We start from the raw sequence: 15,062 nt of genomic DNA, 5'->3' as shown, positions 1-15,062 counted from the left end.
CAGGGAGGAAAACCGATGACCGACCTCGACCAGCACCGTCCCCCGCTGCGAGGGTGGGAACCCGACGCCAACGAACGTGTCACCCGCTGGCGTGCCCCCCGCACCGTCGGCACCGTCATCCGCTGCGACCGCTGGGGGCATTTCGCCGACCCGTACTGGCGGGCGTCGGTCCGCTGGGATGGGGGCGCGGTGGAGCACGGCATCGAAACGTCATCCCTGGTGCGCGAAGACGGAACGCAGGGACGACGATGACCGAACCGACCACCCGCGACCTGACCGCCGCACAGGCCGCCCTACGCGGATACGCCGCCGTCACCCTCGACCCGCGCATCATCCGCAACGCCATCAACAACGACCCCGACCTGACCGAGATTGCCGCCGCCCACGGGTGGGCCGACACCGAGGTCACCGACAAGCTGTTCGCCATCATCTGCGTGCAACTCCTGCACATCACCTACGAGGAGCAGACCGCCCGGTTCTTCACGCGCCGGGCCGCACTGGAAGGCGACGTGCAGGCCGCCAACGACCGGTGGATGGCCAACAACCGGGAGGCGGCCCGATGACCGACATAACCGCGCAGCCTTGGACCGACGCCGACGTTGACCGCTACGCCCTCGTCATCGCCGCAGCCGGAGGCGACGACCAGTGGATCAACGGCACCAAAACCGCCCCCGACATGCCCAACATCGACAAGATCCTCATGGATGACTACCGGGGTGACGCCCGAGCCGTCCTCACCGCACTTCACGAAGACGGCCGACTTTGCCCGCCCGGCCGCGCCGATGACGCCCTGCCCGCGATTCTCGCCGCGATCGACAACGCCCTCCGCAACGGCTCCCACATGACCGGCGGAAACCTTGCCCTCGACCTGCTGTGCGACCGGCTGAACGTGGATCGTGACCGGCTCGTGTTCCGGCCCGACTGGGCTGCCACCGTCCGCGACGTCGAGCGCGGCTGACCGACCGGAGGAACCCGTGACCAAGTACCACGCCCACGAAGCGGTCATCGCCACCGGCCCCGACACCGGCAACCTGCCCGACGCTGGCGACTTCCACGCCGGTATGCCTGCCGAACTGCACCCGCTCATCGTCGGCCCGGTCCGCGCACCCGGCGAACAAGGCGGGGTGCGGTACGCCTCGTACGTGTTCATGCCCGAGGGGGAAGACTCGTGGATCTTCCCCACCCTCGACGGCGATGACGCCCGCGACCTGTTCGTTCAGCGGGTCAAGGACTGGCTACCCGACTTCGAGGTGGTGAGGGTGGAGTACGGGGCGAAACGGGAGAGCGATGAGCCACGCCTCAACGCGACCGTGTGGGACGAGCAATGACCGACCCGACCCCGGCCCGCACGATCCCCGCCCCTTACAGCGACGACGAAGTGATGGCACTCCTGGACGTCATCGCTGACGCCCGCATGCGTGGTATCGGCTCCGCCACCTGGTCCATGGCGTTGGCCATCCTCCAAGCCGGCTACCGGCGAACCATCGTGTCCCCGACCGGCGAACCCGTCTGCCAGCACTGCCACCCGGCACCGCCCACCTTCCGGTGCCGGGAACTCGGGCACGTCATCACCCCCAACTGAACGGAGCCGACCATGACCAACACCGCCCGCGTCACCGGCGACCACCCGCACACCGACCCCGGCGACGGCCGGCAGGAATGCGGACGCTGCGGCAAGTGGGTGTTTCCCGTGATCCACTCCTGTAAGGGGGTGCCCGTGACAGCCGCCGCACGGGCACGGATGGGCATGGACACCGCCCCCACTGCCGCCGACCCCATCCAGGTCGAGCGGGAACGTATCCGCCGCATCCTCGCCCTGCCCCTGCTGCAAGCTTTGCGCCTCATCCCCTCCGGCCGGATCCAACAGGGCTGTGTCGTGTCCGACGGGGATGCCGTGCGCTCCAACCTGAAAGCCGCCTACCACGCGGTCAACGACGGCACCCCCGCACCGACCGTGCCCCTCGACCTGGTGGAAGTCGCCCCCTGGTTGGAGGTGTGCGGGTCGTGTGACGCCGGCCTGCCGCAGTCGTGCACCTGCCCCACCGGGGATGTGCGGCTGCTGATCGCCGGCTTGGTCGACGAGATCGTCAGACTCCGCCAGCACGCCGCCACCGTCGAGGCTGGGTGGTGACCGTGGAACACGATTGGTGGTGCACGGAGGGCGACGACTGTGTGTGCGATGACGACCTGCGTGTGTGGTGCCCTCGGTGCGGCCGACGCACCGACACAGACGACGGAGGGTCGTGCAGGTGCACTGGTGCCGGCGACCCGACGGTGGGGCGGGTCGGCCGTGGTTGAGGGTCAGCTACTCTCCCGCTACCGGTGGGCGCGCGCGGCACGTCTCGGCTGCTGCCGCACCGGCCTGCACTTCCTCGCACGGTCCGACCGGTGCGACGCCTACGCCTGCGCGTGTCGGCGCATCATCCTGGGCGCGGAGCACATCCGGTGACCGGCCATTGTGCCCGCCGTGGCCCGGCGTCCCTGCGCCGTCGCACCACCCCCCGCCCCCAACCGGATCCGGACGCCGCAGACCCGAGGTACCCGGTGTGCCCCGACTGCGGGCATCACACCTCAGCGTGGGTGGGTGGCGGGTGCACGGTGCTGCGGCCCACCACTGTGGCGGAGCAGGCGGCAGGCATGCCGTGGGTGGTGGGGTGCGGGCATGACTGCACGGTCACCTTGTGGGGGGAGTCGGCACGGGACCGGCTTGCCCGCGCACTGTGGGGTGATGCCGCCCCGGAACCGGACCGCGCGCCCGCTCAGATCGACGCACAGCCCCGAAACGCCCGCCCCGCACCACCGGCACACCCCGAACCCTCTGAGACGAACTGAGCGGGCCGACACCCCAACCGAAGGAGCCGTCATGCCGGCAACCGACACCCCCGCAACCGAACCCGTCAGCGCCCTCGTCATCGCCGGCTGCGGCCACTGGTGGCGCGAAACCCGACCCGCCACCGTCAAAATCCGACCCGACCAACCGCGCGTCTGCACCCAATGCCGCCCCGACCATCCGGCCGCCGTCGGCACCTCACCGCAAGGACTCGCCCTGGTGCCCGTCACCTACCTACCCGATCCCGGACGTGAGGCACTGCCATGGACCCGCTGACCAGCCCGCTCGGCATGCGATGGGTCATCCAATGCCCCGTCAACAACTGTCCCTGGGAGATGGACCGCACCAAGCCGCCCCTCGGCCTCGTCCAGCTCGGCCACGACGGCAACCTCGACATGAGCCGTGCCTTCACCGCCGCCACGGCCGCCGACGACGAGGCATGCCGGCGGCACCTCGAAACCCACACCGTTGACGAGTGGGTGGCCACCGTCGCCGACCTGCACCACCAGTTGGGGGAAGCGCGGAGGCAACCGGCATGACGTCTCCAGGCTCCGACTCACCGATCCGCCGGCTGATCGAAGCATCCTCGCTGGGCACGCCTGACGCCCGGAAGCTGCGCGACAGCGTGCCGGACGACACGGCGCAGCGGATCGTGGAACGCGCCGCCGCACTGAGCACCCGCGACTGCGTCGTCAACGTCAAGAACTTCGGTGCCGTCGGCGACGGGATAACCGACGACGCTCCCGCTATCCAGGCGGCCATCGATGCTGCCGCCACGCCTTGCGAGATGTGGTTCTGCCCCACCTCCGGGGAGACGGAATGCGGGGTGCACGGCGGCTTCGACGTGTGCTGCAACCGACCCGACCTGCATCGCCCCGTCGAACCCGGTGCCTGCTGACCTTGGCTTGTGGTGCACCGTCTGCGCAACGGCATGTCACACAACCCGGCCCGCGTCTACCACAGGAGCGCCAATGACCGAACCGCCGACCCGCCGGCCGATCAGATCGGTAGACGACCTGCCCGGCCCCGACGAGTGGCCTGAGCTGGCGGAGTTTCTGCGCCGGTCCGTCGCCGCAGCCCACACCCACACCTACGCGGAACCGGACGACATCGAACGGCTGCGCGCCCGCATCATTCCGCCAGTCACCAGCCCCGGCGACGACAACGGTGAAGGTCACTGATGTGTGCCACACGTCGCATCCACTGCACGGGCGGCTTCCGGCCCTACCCTGAACGTCACCGCCGGAACCCGAGGAGTGAACATGCGTGACTACGACGACAACCCGATGAGCGACGACGAACTCCAGACCGTCGCCGTGCACCTCACCCGCCGGTTCGAAGACCACGACAAGCGGATGCTCGCCCAGTACACCCCCGAAGAACGGGCCGCCCACAGCAGGGCGCTGTGGATGGTCTACATGCACGTTGACCGGATCTGGGAGGAGCCGAAGCAGAACGGCGGACCGCACCCGGTCGAGCTGGGCGGCTACGGGGCGGTGGCCGGGTTCCGCGACATGCTGGACATCCTCCTCAACCACGTGCGTGAGGTGCAGGACGCGGCCGGGGAGCAGCCCGAGGACTACCGGGCGCGGATGGTCGTCGAACCCGCCGACTGACCCCTGCGGCCAACCTTCGGTGTACTCTCACCGCCAGGCAGTCCCGTCGGGGGGCGACGCCAGCAACACCCCTATCGGAGGGAGAACCACCCATGCCGTTGAGCAGGTTGGCGCAGCAGTTCGCCGACGAGATCCGGCAACACGACTGGTCAGACGCCCCATACCGGGCAGACCGGGCCGGACACGACCGGGCAGACGACCGCCACCCCACCGAACAACTCGACGACGCCCACACCCACCGGCTCACCATGAACGTTATGTGGGTGACCGCGCAGGTGCTCGGCTACAACGACCCCAACTTCGATGTGTACGAGTATGCCGAAGCGTGCGGCGTGAACACTCTCGCCCGCAGCGGCAGGCGGGACGGCGGCATCCTCGCCGGCCTGCGCCTCGGCAGCAACGGCTGCATGCAGCCCGGAACGAGGATTGATCGCTGATGGCAAAGCCGATGCCCAACAGGGCTGTTCTCGACGTGGTGGAAGCCCTGCTGAGGGCAGCCGAGCACCCCGACTACACCAACATCACCCGGTACGGTCGGGACAGCCTGCCGGGAGGCCAGTCGCCGGCCGGGGTGAAAGCCGCCCACATGTCCGGGTCCACGTCGATGCTGTGGGCTGCCGAAGTGCCTCGCGAGGCCACACCCGTGCAGGCCGACGATGACGTGTTGGTGACGTCGATGCCGGGGCGGATGCTGCGGCTGATGGTGCGGCTTCTCGACGCCGCCCGCCCGAACGGTTTCACATCGTGGCAGTTGTGCGCGGCCCCCGGCGTCGGTTGGCCTGCGTCCGGGGAAAGCCCGTCGGCGATCCGTATCGTCGGCGACGACGGGTCGGTAGCCTATCTGCGTGCCACGGCGGCGTCTGGGCCTCGCGGTGGCGCAGCCGAACCGAAGACCGACCCGTGCCCGGACTATCGCATCCCTGAGGGGGTCGTGGAATGGCACCACGGTCGAAGTGCGGCACCTGCGGTGCCCGTGTCGGTGTGACACCCGGTCAGCCGTGTCCGATGCATCAAACGGAGGGCAGCCGCAAAACGTGCCCGGGAAGCAATCAGCCGACTATTGACATGTGATGGCGTGTCGGCCGTTGGTCGACGCCGGTTCTGAGTTGAAGCCCCGCACCTCACGTTCAGGTGCGGGGCTTCGTCGTGTGCGGGTTCAGGCGGCCCGCCACCGGTTGCGGGTGTCTGAGCCTTTCGGCCCGCACCGCATCAGGGTGCCCTTCACCGTGCGACCGAGCGCACCCCTCGGCGAGCAGAACGCGCCCGGGTGCACACCCTTCTGCACCGACGGCGCGGTGGTCTTGACCGGGGTCGGATTCGGTTTCGGCTTGGGCGCGGTGGTCCGGGGTGGGTTGGTCGTCTTCCGGGCCGCAGGGGTGCGCGAAGGCGTCGGTTTCGCGGCGGCGCTGGTTGTGGTGACCGCCGACGGGCTTGGTGCGGCCGTGGGGCTGGCGGTGTCGAGCGCCCCACCCAGCTTCCGTGCCTCCACCGTCGCCGATATGGCCGGCGCTGCTGCGGGTTTCGGTTTCGGATCGGTGTCGCTGACTGCGCCGACGATGCCGCCACCGCAGCAGCACAGGACGAACAGCGAGGCAAGGGTGACGCCGATGGTCTGCTTGGTGGTGAAAGGGTTTCTCACCCGCCCGAGTGTGCTGCTGGTGGTGGTGGGCGGGGATGGGCCGATCAGACGGACGTCTGTCAGGTAGGCGACGCTACTCCCCCCGGCCCTTTCGCTTCGTGAGTCCGAGAACGATCCGCAGGTACTCGCGGGTCCACACGTGCCTCGTGGCGCGCAGGATGGCCGACTGCTGTCCGCCGTCGGCGTAGGCGGCCCGCATCAGTTCGGCCAGTTCGGCGGACGCGCGTTCCTTCGCTTCGGCTGCCCGCTCGTACTTGGCGGCAGCTTCGGCGAGTGCGCGTTCCTGCTCTGGCTTCAAGGACACGTCGGCGATCATCTCACAACCGAGTGTGCCAACTGTGTTTGCGTAGCGGGTTGACATCATGCAAACAGAGTACGCATACTGTGTTGGCACAGCAAGCAGTCAGATCAGAGGGAGAGCACCGATGACCAGCGCCGCCTACGACGCCGAGACCGCCGCCATCGTTGCCGCCCTCCGCGCCAAGCTCACCCCCGCCGACCCGCGCGACGGCATTACCGCCATCGCCCTCCACCGGCGCACCCGCCACGTCGCCCACTGGACAACCAAGCGGGAAGCCGAGACGACGCTCCGGAACCTGCGGGTGCGCGGCCTCAACGTCGACAAGGACATCCGCGTCATGCCGGGATGCTGCACCCGACCCCTGCGCTGCTGGGTCATCACCAAGCTCGGCGAATTCGGCGAAACCCTGCTCATGACCAAGGACGGGGCGTGGGTTGCCGGACGGCTGCTCCCGGAGCGCCCCAACGATCACGGCGCAATCTGGTTGCCGTACGAGAGCGCCGAGCAGGGCGAGACGATCCCGCCGACGTTTACGCACATCACCACGACCGCTCTCTACGCCGTCCAGCGCGAATACCAGCCGGTGAAGTCCAACGGGCGCGTCTTCGCCCGGCGGCGCACCGAGAACGCATTCGCCAAGTGCACTTGCGGATGGCGGGGCGAGGGTGATGACCGGGCTGAGGCACAAGCTGTGGCGCGGGTCCACAGGGCGGAGGCCGCCTGATGCCCCGCCAGCCTTTCGCCCACCAGGACGCCTGCGGCGACGCCGGTGCCCCGCTCGCCGTGTTCGTTGACGGCCGATTCGCCGAGCACATCAACGAAGCCGCCGACCCGTACGGCTACGCGGCCGTGGAGCAGATCCTGGTCGACCTCGCCCCGCACCGTCCGTCAATCGAGGTGCTGACCGTCTGCATCAACCACCCCACCGAGGCCGCCGTCGACTGCCTCACCTGCGACCCGATGGAGGACCGACCGCGATGGAACCCAAGCACTCGGCGCACGTGTTCATCGCCGTCGACCCCGTCCAGGACTACGAAGAGTCCCTGGCCATCCTCGGCGTCTACGGATCCCTCGCCGCAGCGCAGACGGCAGTTCGGATGCTCAGGGCACGCCCAGGCGGCCCCTACTCGGGCGATCCAACCCGCCGCACCGACGTTCAGGAATGGGTTGGCGGCGAGCACCGCACCACTTGGGTCTACCGACCGGCAACCGAGTGGCAGACCGCCGGATGGAAGAAGGAGGACTGACCCGTGACCGACACCACCCCCGCACCCTCCGAGGCGTGGAAGACACCCCGCCACCAGGTGGAAACTGGGGTCAAACTCGCCGACGCACCCACCATCCGGGCAGGCGGCAAAACCTACCGCCCCTACAGCATCACGTTCGACCACCGCCGCACCGGCAACGGACCATGGCGGGCCACCCTGATCGCCATCTACGCCACCAAGCAGTACCCGGGCGGTGGGGAGGCGCTGGTCGGTTCCTGCCTCCACCCGGGCCAACTGGATGACATGCCGGGCTGGCTGGCCGACATTATTGCCCGCGCCATCCCGGCGGAGAACTGACCGTGGCTGAACGGGTGCGGGTTATCGCCGTCGTCGACTGGCGGCGGCAGCGCGTTCACGGCTTCACCACCAGCGACACCGAAGCCCAGCAGTGGTGCGTGGACATCGTCGCCCGACACGGAGGCGACCCGCTCGCCGCAACCATGACCGTCGACTTGGTCGACATACCCGAGATCACCAACTGACCGAACGGAGCCCCACCCATGCTCACCGACAAGCAGCTCACCGAAACCGCCCTGAGGCTCATCGACGCCGAACTGCACTACCTCGCCACCTACGACCGGTCCGGAAAGATCGGCGAACTGCTGTGCGAGCACCACTGCCCCGACCCCGACTGCGGGCACAACCCGGTGGAGTCGGCGCAGGAACTACGGGCCGTACACCAACACATCAAGGAGGCCGTGGCCGAGCTGCGCTCGCACCTCGCCACCTACGCGGGCACGCGGCAGATCACCATCCCCACCAACGCCTGACCGAACGGAGCCCTCATGGCCATCACCGTCTACGGAGCCAGCGACGACATCATCGAGGTCGACGGCGACATCAGCGCCGAATTCCCCTACCGCAACGCCGAACCCGCCACCCTCGGATTCTCCGACGGCACCCTTCTGCGCATCACCTACACCAATGCCGGCATCTGGCGGATCAGCCCCATCGTGCGCGGTGCCGCAGACCTGACCATCGAGCAGGCACCCGAGAACGACGACAGCAACTACAGCGACCGCGCCACCCTGTCGGGTGCTGTGTGGGTCGTGCACGGCATCGACCACGCCACCCGCTGACCGAACGGAGCCCCACCATGACGACCAACACCGCACACCCGATGACCGCCGAGCAGGCCACCGACATCTACCTGACCCTCGCCGGGCAGGCCGGTGCCCCACTCGACCAGCTCGACCACTTCGTCAACCACCAGACCAGCGGCGACTTTGAGCCGTACCCGTTCACCGGACAGCTCGGCGGCGGCTCCCAGTTCACCGAGTTCGACGACCGGTGGCAGGTGTCCGCCCTGCGCGCCGAACTGGACCGGAACCCGAACATGCGCGACACCCTCCACGTCACCAACGCCGCCTTGGCCACCCTGCGTGCCGCCTACCGCGCTGCCGGTGTGCTCACCGCGCAAGCCGCCTGACCGCACCTGACCGAAGGAGAACCGCATGAAGACCATCGAGGAATACGCCATCGGCCTGGTGGTGGACGGTGCCATTTCGTTCGCCGAGGACGACATGAACGAGGACGACGAGATCGCCGACGACAAGCATCAGGAGGCGTGCCGGCTCGCCGAGAAGATCGCCCGAGCGATCCGCGACGACCCGGCGACGGTGCTGGCATTGGCTGCCAACTACGCGGACTGACCGGCGTACCGCCGCGCCGGAACCCCAGCGTCCGGCGCGAGCGGTAACCGACCAGACCCCCACCGATCGGAGACCACCATGCCAACCTGGCTGATCGCACCACTCGCCATCCTCGCCGTGTTCGGGCTGATGGCCCTCCCCCGGATGTTCCGATGACCGAACATCACAGCATTGAGGTGACCGCATTCTTCGGCGACGAGGACACCTACCGTGAACTGCACCTGATCGGCCCCTACCCCACCCCGGCCGCCCGAGACCGAGACCTCATCCGCCTCGAACGTCTACCCGGCAACAACGGTGACGCCCTGTTCACCAGCTCGGACCGGAACCCGGCCGACGCCGACCACTCATGCACCCCCGAGCAGGTCGCCGACATTCGGCATTTCAACCAGGTGGTGGGTGCCCTGTACGGGTACGAGGTCGACGACAACGGGCAGGACGTCAGGCACCCGCCGACCGTGGCACCGCCAGCCCGGCCGCGACAGAGAAAGACCCGCCAGCCCACCAGCCAGGGTGCCCTGTTCGACCCTGCTGGGGCCAACCGATGACCGTGCGCCGCCTCAGCGAGATCCGCTGCAACGGCCACGACTGCGATAACGCCCTCACCTGGGAGGGCAACGCCCAGCGCATCCGCCGACACGCTTCCCGCAACTGTGGGTGGATCGTCGCTCAGGCCAGCGGCGTGGACTACTGCTCACCCCACTGCCTAAACAACCCCCAGACCGCCGAGGAGACCCCGTGACCGACACCATCGACGCCGACACCGCCCGCCGAGTGCTCGACCTTCCGCTGCCGGACAACGACGCCGACGCTGCCACCGTCCGCGATTACCTGATCGAACTACTCGCCATGGTGTGGGAGGAGGAGCAGGGCTTCAACGGCAAGCGGCCGTTCGGCAACTCTGGCTGGCAGAGCGACCTGCACCTACCGCTGATCATTGCCGGGATGGTGCCCGGACGGCTCGATGAGGACGGCTACATCGAACACATCGACCAGCAGGCAGCCGATCGGCTGATCGCCGCCGCCATCCGCGAACTTCGCTGACCCGACCCCGACCCCGGCCCGTGGCATGAGTCCACCTCGCGTCGCCGGGGCCCCGCATCCCATCGACCGGCGTAACATCGACCCCCGGTGCCCGCACATCCCCCCAGGTTGCGGCCACCACCAGCCCGGCCCGCACCATCCCCCGAGGGTGCGGGCCGCGCCACGCTCAGGCCCCACTGGTACCGACATGGTCCGCTGAGGTGGTTACCCTCCGCTGACACAGACTTAGCGCGTGGTCCACCCGGGACAGCCGCGCCCAAGCTCGCACCAGCTTGCCGCACTGCTCCGCACCCAAATCCTGTCCGGGCAGCTCAAACCCGGTGACCCCATCCCATCCGACCGCTGGCTCCAGGAAACCCACGGCGTCAGCCGCAACCTTGTACGCCTCGCCATCGCCCGGCTCCGCGCCGAAGGGCTAATCGTCGTACGACAAGGGCACACTTCCAGGGTGCGGCAAGAGCACCCGAGACGCCCCCTCGACATGACCGGGGTCGTGCGCATCGAAACCCGCATGCCCACCGGCCCCGAACGCGACGACATGGACGTGCCACCCGACGATGGGGTACCCATCCTGCTGGTGTGGCGCGACGGCGCAGAGGTGCCGGAGATGCTGGCCGGTGACCGGTGGACGGTCCCGGGTCCATCCTGGCCTGACGCACACTAACGACACCCCCGCCGCGTGGGATACGCCCAATAGGCAACTTTGCATCATGTGCCTGTCGGTACCAGTGAGACTTGCGCGCTGCGTCGATTGGGGCACCATCGACTACTCAAACACCCCTGACCAGTCACTCAGCCATAATGTCCGTTTGTGCGAACCGAGCGGGCGGCGACCCCCAAACAGGGGTCAACCGAACGAACCATCCCCGACTAACGTGAACAGGCAGAAACACCACCAGCAGACCGATGGTTGCCTAACACCAACCGTTGCACCATCAACAAACACACAACGCGCACGGTTTCCGGGGGGACCACCATGCCGCCTCACAGCACCACCACCAGAACCACCGCACACCTCGCACCGCCAGGCTGACCGCCACCCCGGGGACTTCCCCGCCCCGGGACACGGCGAGACGCAGCCCGCGACCTGCGTCTCCGATCTCACCCCTCCCCAGCAGGCAGAGACGGAGCACCACCACCATGTGCAACAACACCAGCCGCACCGACCAAGACAGCCAAGAAATCACCCGCCTCACCAACAGGCACAAGGAAATCCTGGACCTCCGAGCCAAACGGCAACGTGTAGGCCACACCGCCTACGGCCTCATCGCCCTCGGCCTCACCATAGGCGCTGCCTTCATGTGGGGCCTCGTATTCCACGACGCCCACATGGACCCTGCCGCGCAAAGCACACGCGGCTACCAGGCGTTCCTTGCATTCGCCCTACTAGCCGGCGTTGCCGCAGCAGGCTGCGTACGCACCTGGATGATGGTGCGGGTCATCCAACGGCACACCGCCGACCACGACCGCATCCACGCCTACGACGAAGAACAGCAAGTCAAGCGGGTCGCGGAGGCCGTGTACGCCCGGTTCGTCAAAGCGGAGAAAGCCGCCCAGCAAACCCGGTGGGAAAAGAAGGCCGACAACATCGAGCAGGCCCTTGCCGCCACCAACGGGCGTGCTCCCCGCCCACGTCAAGGCACCGCCCCCTCATCCGACCCCAGCCCGGTCATCCGTCTCCCGCAAGCCCGCCAATCCCACCGCTACAGCTAACCCTCACGGTCACGGGGTTTGACCTCCACCGACTCGGGGTCAAACCCCGGACCCCGGCGGGTACGCAAAATCCGCACCCGAACCCCGAACGCCTCCATGATCGCCCGCTTCTGCACCAGGCTGTACGAGTCCCAACGTTCCTCCGCCTGCTCCCCCACCGACGCCACCACCAGCGACAAATGCGGCGACACCTGATGCTGGCGTGCCTCCCGCTCCGCCTCCTCAATCTGCGGCCTCAACCGGCCGTTGATCACCCGCACCTGCTCGGCGGACATGTCACCCTCCGCGAACGCCAACGCCGCCGCCGACATGCGCGCCCGCAACGCCTCCGCCCGCGCCAACAACTCCGCCTGCCGCGACGACGACCCATCCAACAAATCCAGCACATCGGAACGCCGCAGCAACGACAGCATCACCGCCCTCACCCGCAAATCCACCGCCTGCTCGTTGCGCCCCACACACCCCTTCGCCTCACACGTGTACAGCAGCTGCTTCTTCCCCCACTTGGCGTTGCCCTTCCACGTGGTCCGCAGGTGCGCCCCACACACCCCGCACTCGCCGATACCCCACGACAGCAGGTGCGATCGTGCTGCCGGTTTCGTCTGCCCCCGCTCCGGATCGGACAGCAACGCCACCACCCGGTCGTGGTCGTCGGGGTCCACGATGCGCGGCCACGCCGCCGGCAGCAGTTGTTCATCGGGGCGGCCCCGGTGGTAGATCCGCAAACCGATGTTCGCCGGTCGGACCGCAATCTTCCTGACGCTCGTCTTGTTCCACAGAGCCCCGTCCGCCGTTTGCCCCTTCGCCCGGTGCTTACGCCGGTCCCCCGCGCTCGGAGCCAGCACCCCCCGGGTGTTGAGGTCGTCGGTGATCGCCTTGAGGGTGTCAGATGCCAGCAGTCGACCGACGATCTCCCGCACCACATCCGCCTCGGTGGTGTCCTCCTCATCGTGAAACCCGACGATCTTGCCTCGGGAGTCGTACTCGTAGACCCGCTGCCAGCCGTACGCCACCCGCCCGTTCGCGCGGCCTTCCTCGGCGCGTTCCCGGGCCACGTCGGCCACCCGCTCCGCCTTGACCTCCGACTCTCCGGTGTCGGTCTCACCCACGATCCCAGCGAACATGCGGCCCTGCGCGGTCCGCAGGTCGAACTCCTGACCGTTGACCTGCTTGACAATGATCTTGTGTGCCTTGCCGAACTCGATGCCAGCGGCCCGCTCCGACCGGTTACGCCACACCCGGGACGTGTGCACACACACGATGCGCCGCTGCACACCGAGCGGGTTAGGGGCGGCGAGCGCCGCCAGCAGACGGTCATACCCCGACCGTGGGGCACCTGCCAGCGCGCTGATGTCGTTGTCGGAGAACTCATCCACGACCCGACCCCCGGACCGCTCGGACACGTCGCGGCTGTCGCGGAGCTGCCGAGTGATGCCTTTCTCCATACCGATTTCGTCATCGCTGATCCGGGCGTACAAGTAGTCCTCGAACATGAGGGCATAGTATGGGCGTCTTAGCGCCACCGCTATTCCCCGGAGGCGTGGGGAACACCGACCGGGACCCGGAGCGCTTCGGTCAACTCATCGACGACGTCGAGCAGAAGCTGTTCGACCGGCTGCCCGACGAGACCTGGTTCTACCCGGGGCACGGCGCAGACAGCACCCTCGGCGCGGAGCGGGCGTCGCTGCCGCAGTGGCGGGCCCGCGGCTGGTGACGGCGCGGCGTCGGTCGGCCCGGCCGGTCGACGCCGTCCCCTCCCGGTCCACGCCGACGCCGCCCCTCCCGGGCCACGCCGACGCCGCCCCTCCCGGGCCGTTCAGCGGGGTCGCAGCACCTGCACCCGACGGACCTGGGAGTCGACGGAGGGTTCGGTGGTCGGCACCGGATAGCTGGCCACCACCTCCAGCACGTCCGGCGGCAGGTGCCCCCTGTCCGGGTCGCCGACCAGCACCTGCGTTCCGCCCTCGGCGGCCCGTCGCAGGTACGGCAGCACCCGTTCAGCCAGGTCCCGGTCATAGAGCACATCCCCGGCGACCAGCAGATCGGCGGGCGTTCCGTCGTCGTCGAGCAGGTCGCCCTGGCGGGCGAGCACCCGTACCCGGTTGGCCCGTGCGTTGACGGTCACCGCCGCCACCGCGTACGGGTCCACGTCGTTGGCGACGACCTGGGTGGCACCGGCCAGCGCGGCGGCGATGGCGACCAGCCCGGAGCCGGCGGCCAGGTCGAGGACCCGACGGCCGGCGGCCAGGTCGGGGTGGTCCAGCAGGTGCCGGGCGAGCGCCTGGCCGCCGGCCCAGGCCGACGCCCAGAACGGCGGCGGCAGGGTATGGCCGGCCGCCGCCTCCATCCGGGCCCACCAGACGATCGCGTCCTCGGCGAGGTGCAGCCGCACCTCGGGCACGAACGGCGTGGGCACCAGCCGGAGCCGGTCCAGCCCCTCACCCGGCGCGTCAATCTCCCGCTCCAGCGCGGTCAACGCGGCGGTACTCAGTCCGTTCACCGGTCGAGTGTGCCGGAGCCGACCAGCCGACGGGCGGTATTCCGGCACCGCCCGCGAGTTTTCCGTTGAATCTTGCGGCACTTCAGCAGGCAAAAACCGGGCCGGCCGGTTACTGTCGGGGCAGTACAGGGCGACCAGCCGCCGCAGTGGTGGAGGGTCACCCGTTGTAAAACAGGGAGAGATGCATGGCAACCGGCACGGTCAAGTGGTTCAACTCGGAAAAGGGCTTCGGCTTCATCGAGCAGGACGGCGGAGGCCCCGACGTCTTCGTCCACTACTCGGCGATCGCCAGTAGCGGATACCGGGAGCTGCAGGAGGCCCAGAAGGTCGAGTTCGATGTGACCCAGGGGCAGAAGGGTCCGCAGGCGGAGAACGTCCGCCCGCTGTAGGTCCGTGCCGGTGGCGGCGGCCGTGGGCCGCCGCCACCGAGCGCTTTCCCGCGGTCACCCGCCGCTCTCACCACTCCGGCACGGACCGCTGCTGCGGGTGTGCCGACGGC

30 protein-coding genes and 1 pseudogene are annotated in these 15,062 nt (G+C 68.6%); 27 read left to right on the top strand and 4 right to left on the bottom strand.

Going from position 1 to position 15,062, the window contains the following annotated elements; genetic code table 11:
- The first annotated feature begins 15 nt into the window (after positions 1 to 15).
- From OHQ87_RS02875 to OHQ87_RS02815, 13 genes are all read left to right on the top strand, one after another.
- Entirely contained in the window at positions 16 to 252 is a 237-nt protein-coding gene (locus OHQ87_RS02875) for a hypothetical protein (RefSeq protein ID WP_328344648.1), read from the top strand.
- Positions 249 to 563, top strand: coding sequence for a hypothetical protein (locus tag OHQ87_RS02870; protein WP_328344646.1), 315 nt, complete (start codon positions 249 to 251; stop codon positions 561 to 563). Before OHQ87_RS02875 ends, OHQ87_RS02870 begins: the two co-directional genes overlap by 4 nt.
- On the top strand, positions 560 to 958 hold the full coding sequence (locus OHQ87_RS02865; protein ID WP_328344645.1) for a hypothetical protein: 399 nt from the start codon (positions 560 to 562) through the stop codon (positions 956 to 958). The genes OHQ87_RS02870 and OHQ87_RS02865 overlap by 4 nt, the downstream gene beginning before the upstream one ends.
- Before the next feature lie 16 nt (positions 959 to 974).
- The gene (locus tag OHQ87_RS02860; RefSeq protein ID WP_328344643.1) at positions 975 to 1,328 is read left to right on the top strand and encodes a hypothetical protein; all 354 of its coding nucleotides are present in this window, start codon (positions 975 to 977) and stop codon (positions 1,326 to 1,328) included.
- Entirely contained in the window at positions 1,325 to 1,582 is a 258-nt protein-coding gene (locus OHQ87_RS02855) for a hypothetical protein (RefSeq protein ID WP_328344641.1), read from the top strand. Before OHQ87_RS02860 ends, OHQ87_RS02855 begins: the two co-directional genes overlap by 4 nt.
- Before the next feature lie 12 nt (positions 1,583 to 1,594).
- Positions 1,595 to 2,131 carry a hypothetical protein gene (locus OHQ87_RS02850; protein ID WP_328344639.1) on the top strand — a complete coding sequence of 179 codons (537 nt, stop codon included), beginning with the start codon at positions 1,595 to 1,597 and terminating at the stop codon, positions 2,129 to 2,131.
- Positions 2,132 to 2,863: 732 nt separating this feature from the next.
- A complete protein-coding gene (locus OHQ87_RS02845) occupies positions 2,864 to 3,106 on the top strand; it encodes a hypothetical protein (protein ID WP_328344637.1) in 243 nt (80 codons plus the stop codon).
- Entirely contained in the window at positions 3,094 to 3,369 is a 276-nt protein-coding gene (locus OHQ87_RS02840) for a hypothetical protein (RefSeq protein WP_328344635.1), read from the top strand. The genes OHQ87_RS02845 and OHQ87_RS02840 overlap by 13 nt, the downstream gene beginning before the upstream one ends.
- The gene (locus OHQ87_RS02835; protein WP_328344633.1) at positions 3,366 to 3,728 is read left to right on the top strand and encodes a glycosyl hydrolase family 28-related protein; all 363 of its coding nucleotides are present in this window, start codon (positions 3,366 to 3,368) and stop codon (positions 3,726 to 3,728) included. The genes OHQ87_RS02840 and OHQ87_RS02835 overlap by 4 nt, the downstream gene beginning before the upstream one ends.
- A 73-nt stretch (positions 3,729 to 3,801) precedes the next feature.
- Complete coding sequence (locus tag OHQ87_RS02830; RefSeq protein ID WP_328344631.1) at positions 3,802 to 4,011, top strand: hypothetical protein; 210 nt, start codon at positions 3,802 to 3,804, stop codon at positions 4,009 to 4,011.
- Positions 4,012 to 4,092: 81 nt separating this feature from the next.
- A complete protein-coding gene (locus OHQ87_RS02825; protein ID WP_328344629.1) occupies positions 4,093 to 4,446 on the top strand; it encodes a hypothetical protein in 354 nt (117 codons plus the stop codon).
- Positions 4,447 to 4,538: 92 nt separating this feature from the next.
- Positions 4,539 to 4,883, top strand: coding sequence for a hypothetical protein (locus OHQ87_RS02820; protein WP_328344628.1), 345 nt, complete (start codon positions 4,539 to 4,541; stop codon positions 4,881 to 4,883).
- Positions 4,883 to 5,431, top strand: a complete 549-nt coding sequence (locus tag OHQ87_RS02815) for a hypothetical protein (protein WP_328344626.1) — start codon at positions 4,883 to 4,885, stop codon at positions 5,429 to 5,431. Before OHQ87_RS02820 ends, OHQ87_RS02815 begins: the two co-directional genes overlap by 1 nt.
- A 171-nt stretch (positions 5,432 to 5,602) precedes the next feature.
- Here the strand turns inward: OHQ87_RS02815 and OHQ87_RS02810 are convergent, their stop codons facing one another.
- Both OHQ87_RS02810 and OHQ87_RS02805 read right to left on the bottom strand, forming a co-directional pair.
- Entirely contained in the window at positions 5,603 to 6,085 is a 483-nt protein-coding gene (locus OHQ87_RS02810; RefSeq protein WP_328344624.1) for a hypothetical protein, read from the bottom strand.
- A gap of 73 nt (positions 6,086 to 6,158) precedes the next feature.
- Positions 6,159 to 6,401: a hypothetical protein gene (locus tag OHQ87_RS02805; RefSeq protein WP_328344622.1), complete on the bottom strand. Its 243-nt coding sequence runs from the start codon at positions 6,399 to 6,401 to the stop codon at positions 6,159 to 6,161.
- A 109-nt stretch (positions 6,402 to 6,510) separates the two neighbouring features.
- Here OHQ87_RS02805 and OHQ87_RS02800 point away from each other — a divergent pair, with 109 nt between their 5' ends.
- From OHQ87_RS02800 to OHQ87_RS02745, 12 genes are all read left to right on the top strand, one after another.
- Positions 6,511 to 7,110 (top strand): hypothetical protein, encoded by a 600-nt coding sequence (locus tag OHQ87_RS02800; protein ID WP_328344620.1) that lies wholly within the window; start codon positions 6,511 to 6,513, stop codon positions 7,108 to 7,110.
- Positions 7,111 to 7,363: 253 nt separating this feature from the next.
- Positions 7,364 to 7,633: a hypothetical protein gene (locus tag OHQ87_RS02795; protein WP_328344618.1), complete on the top strand. Its 270-nt coding sequence runs from the start codon at positions 7,364 to 7,366 to the stop codon at positions 7,631 to 7,633.
- Positions 7,634 to 7,636: 3 nt separating this feature from the next.
- Positions 7,637 to 7,951: a hypothetical protein gene (locus OHQ87_RS02790; protein WP_328344616.1), complete on the top strand. Its 315-nt coding sequence runs from the start codon at positions 7,637 to 7,639 to the stop codon at positions 7,949 to 7,951.
- 2 nt (positions 7,952 to 7,953) lie between these two features.
- Positions 7,954 to 8,136, top strand: coding sequence for a hypothetical protein (locus tag OHQ87_RS02785; protein ID WP_328344614.1), 183 nt, complete (start codon positions 7,954 to 7,956; stop codon positions 8,134 to 8,136).
- Between the two features lie 18 nt (positions 8,137 to 8,154).
- The gene (locus OHQ87_RS02780; protein WP_328344612.1) at positions 8,155 to 8,424 is read left to right on the top strand and encodes a hypothetical protein; all 270 of its coding nucleotides are present in this window, start codon (positions 8,155 to 8,157) and stop codon (positions 8,422 to 8,424) included.
- Positions 8,425 to 8,439: 15 nt separating this feature from the next.
- Entirely contained in the window at positions 8,440 to 8,733 is a 294-nt protein-coding gene (locus OHQ87_RS02775; RefSeq protein ID WP_328344610.1) for a hypothetical protein, read from the top strand.
- Positions 8,734 to 8,750: 17 nt separating this feature from the next.
- Positions 8,751 to 9,083, top strand: coding sequence for a hypothetical protein (locus tag OHQ87_RS02770; RefSeq protein WP_328344608.1), 333 nt, complete (start codon positions 8,751 to 8,753; stop codon positions 9,081 to 9,083).
- Positions 9,084 to 9,108: 25 nt separating this feature from the next.
- Positions 9,109 to 9,306, top strand: coding sequence for a hypothetical protein (locus OHQ87_RS02765; protein WP_328344606.1), 198 nt, complete (start codon positions 9,109 to 9,111; stop codon positions 9,304 to 9,306).
- Between the two features lie 152 nt (positions 9,307 to 9,458).
- Positions 9,459 to 9,854 (top strand): hypothetical protein, encoded by a 396-nt coding sequence (locus tag OHQ87_RS02760; protein ID WP_328344604.1) that lies wholly within the window; start codon positions 9,459 to 9,461, stop codon positions 9,852 to 9,854.
- Between the two features lie 190 nt (positions 9,855 to 10,044).
- Positions 10,045 to 10,350 (top strand): hypothetical protein, encoded by a 306-nt coding sequence (locus OHQ87_RS02755; protein WP_328344603.1) that lies wholly within the window; start codon positions 10,045 to 10,047, stop codon positions 10,348 to 10,350.
- Between the two features lie 232 nt (positions 10,351 to 10,582).
- Positions 10,583 to 11,014 (top strand): winged helix-turn-helix domain-containing protein, encoded by a 432-nt coding sequence (locus OHQ87_RS02750; RefSeq protein ID WP_328344601.1) that lies wholly within the window; start codon positions 10,583 to 10,585, stop codon positions 11,012 to 11,014.
- A gap of 476 nt (positions 11,015 to 11,490) precedes the next feature.
- The gene (locus tag OHQ87_RS02745; RefSeq protein ID WP_328344599.1) at positions 11,491 to 12,063 is read left to right on the top strand and encodes a hypothetical protein; all 573 of its coding nucleotides are present in this window, start codon (positions 11,491 to 11,493) and stop codon (positions 12,061 to 12,063) included.
- Here the strand turns inward: OHQ87_RS02745 and OHQ87_RS02740 are convergent.
- Positions 12,060 to 13,586, bottom strand: a complete 1,527-nt coding sequence (locus tag OHQ87_RS02740) for a recombinase family protein (protein WP_328344597.1) — start codon at positions 13,584 to 13,586, stop codon at positions 12,060 to 12,062. The two genes, OHQ87_RS02745 and OHQ87_RS02740, sit on opposite strands and share 4 nt — an antisense overlap.
- Before the next feature lie 2 nt (positions 13,587 to 13,588).
- Here OHQ87_RS02740 and OHQ87_RS02735 point away from each other — a divergent pair.
- Positions 13,589 to 13,777 (top strand): annotated as a pseudogene (locus tag OHQ87_RS02735) (MBL fold metallo-hydrolase); the annotation flags it as partial.
- A gap of 102 nt (positions 13,778 to 13,879) precedes the next feature.
- Here the strand turns inward: OHQ87_RS02735 and OHQ87_RS02730 are convergent.
- On the bottom strand, positions 13,880 to 14,554 hold the full coding sequence (locus OHQ87_RS02730) for a class I SAM-dependent methyltransferase (protein ID WP_442930789.1): 675 nt from the start codon (positions 14,552 to 14,554) through the stop codon (positions 13,880 to 13,882).
- A gap of 194 nt (positions 14,555 to 14,748) precedes the next feature.
- Here OHQ87_RS02730 and OHQ87_RS02725 point away from each other — a divergent pair, with 194 nt between their 5' ends.
- Positions 14,749 to 14,952, top strand: coding sequence for a cold-shock protein (locus OHQ87_RS02725; protein WP_091237353.1), 204 nt, complete (start codon positions 14,749 to 14,751; stop codon positions 14,950 to 14,952).
- The last annotated feature ends 110 nt before the right edge of the window (positions 14,953 to 15,062 follow it).

The organism is Micromonospora sp. NBC_00421, from assembly GCF_036017915.1.
Classification (GTDB): Bacteria; Actinomycetota; Actinomycetes; order Mycobacteriales; family Micromonosporaceae; genus Micromonospora.
This window is presented reverse-complemented; position numbering and strand designations above follow the sequence as displayed.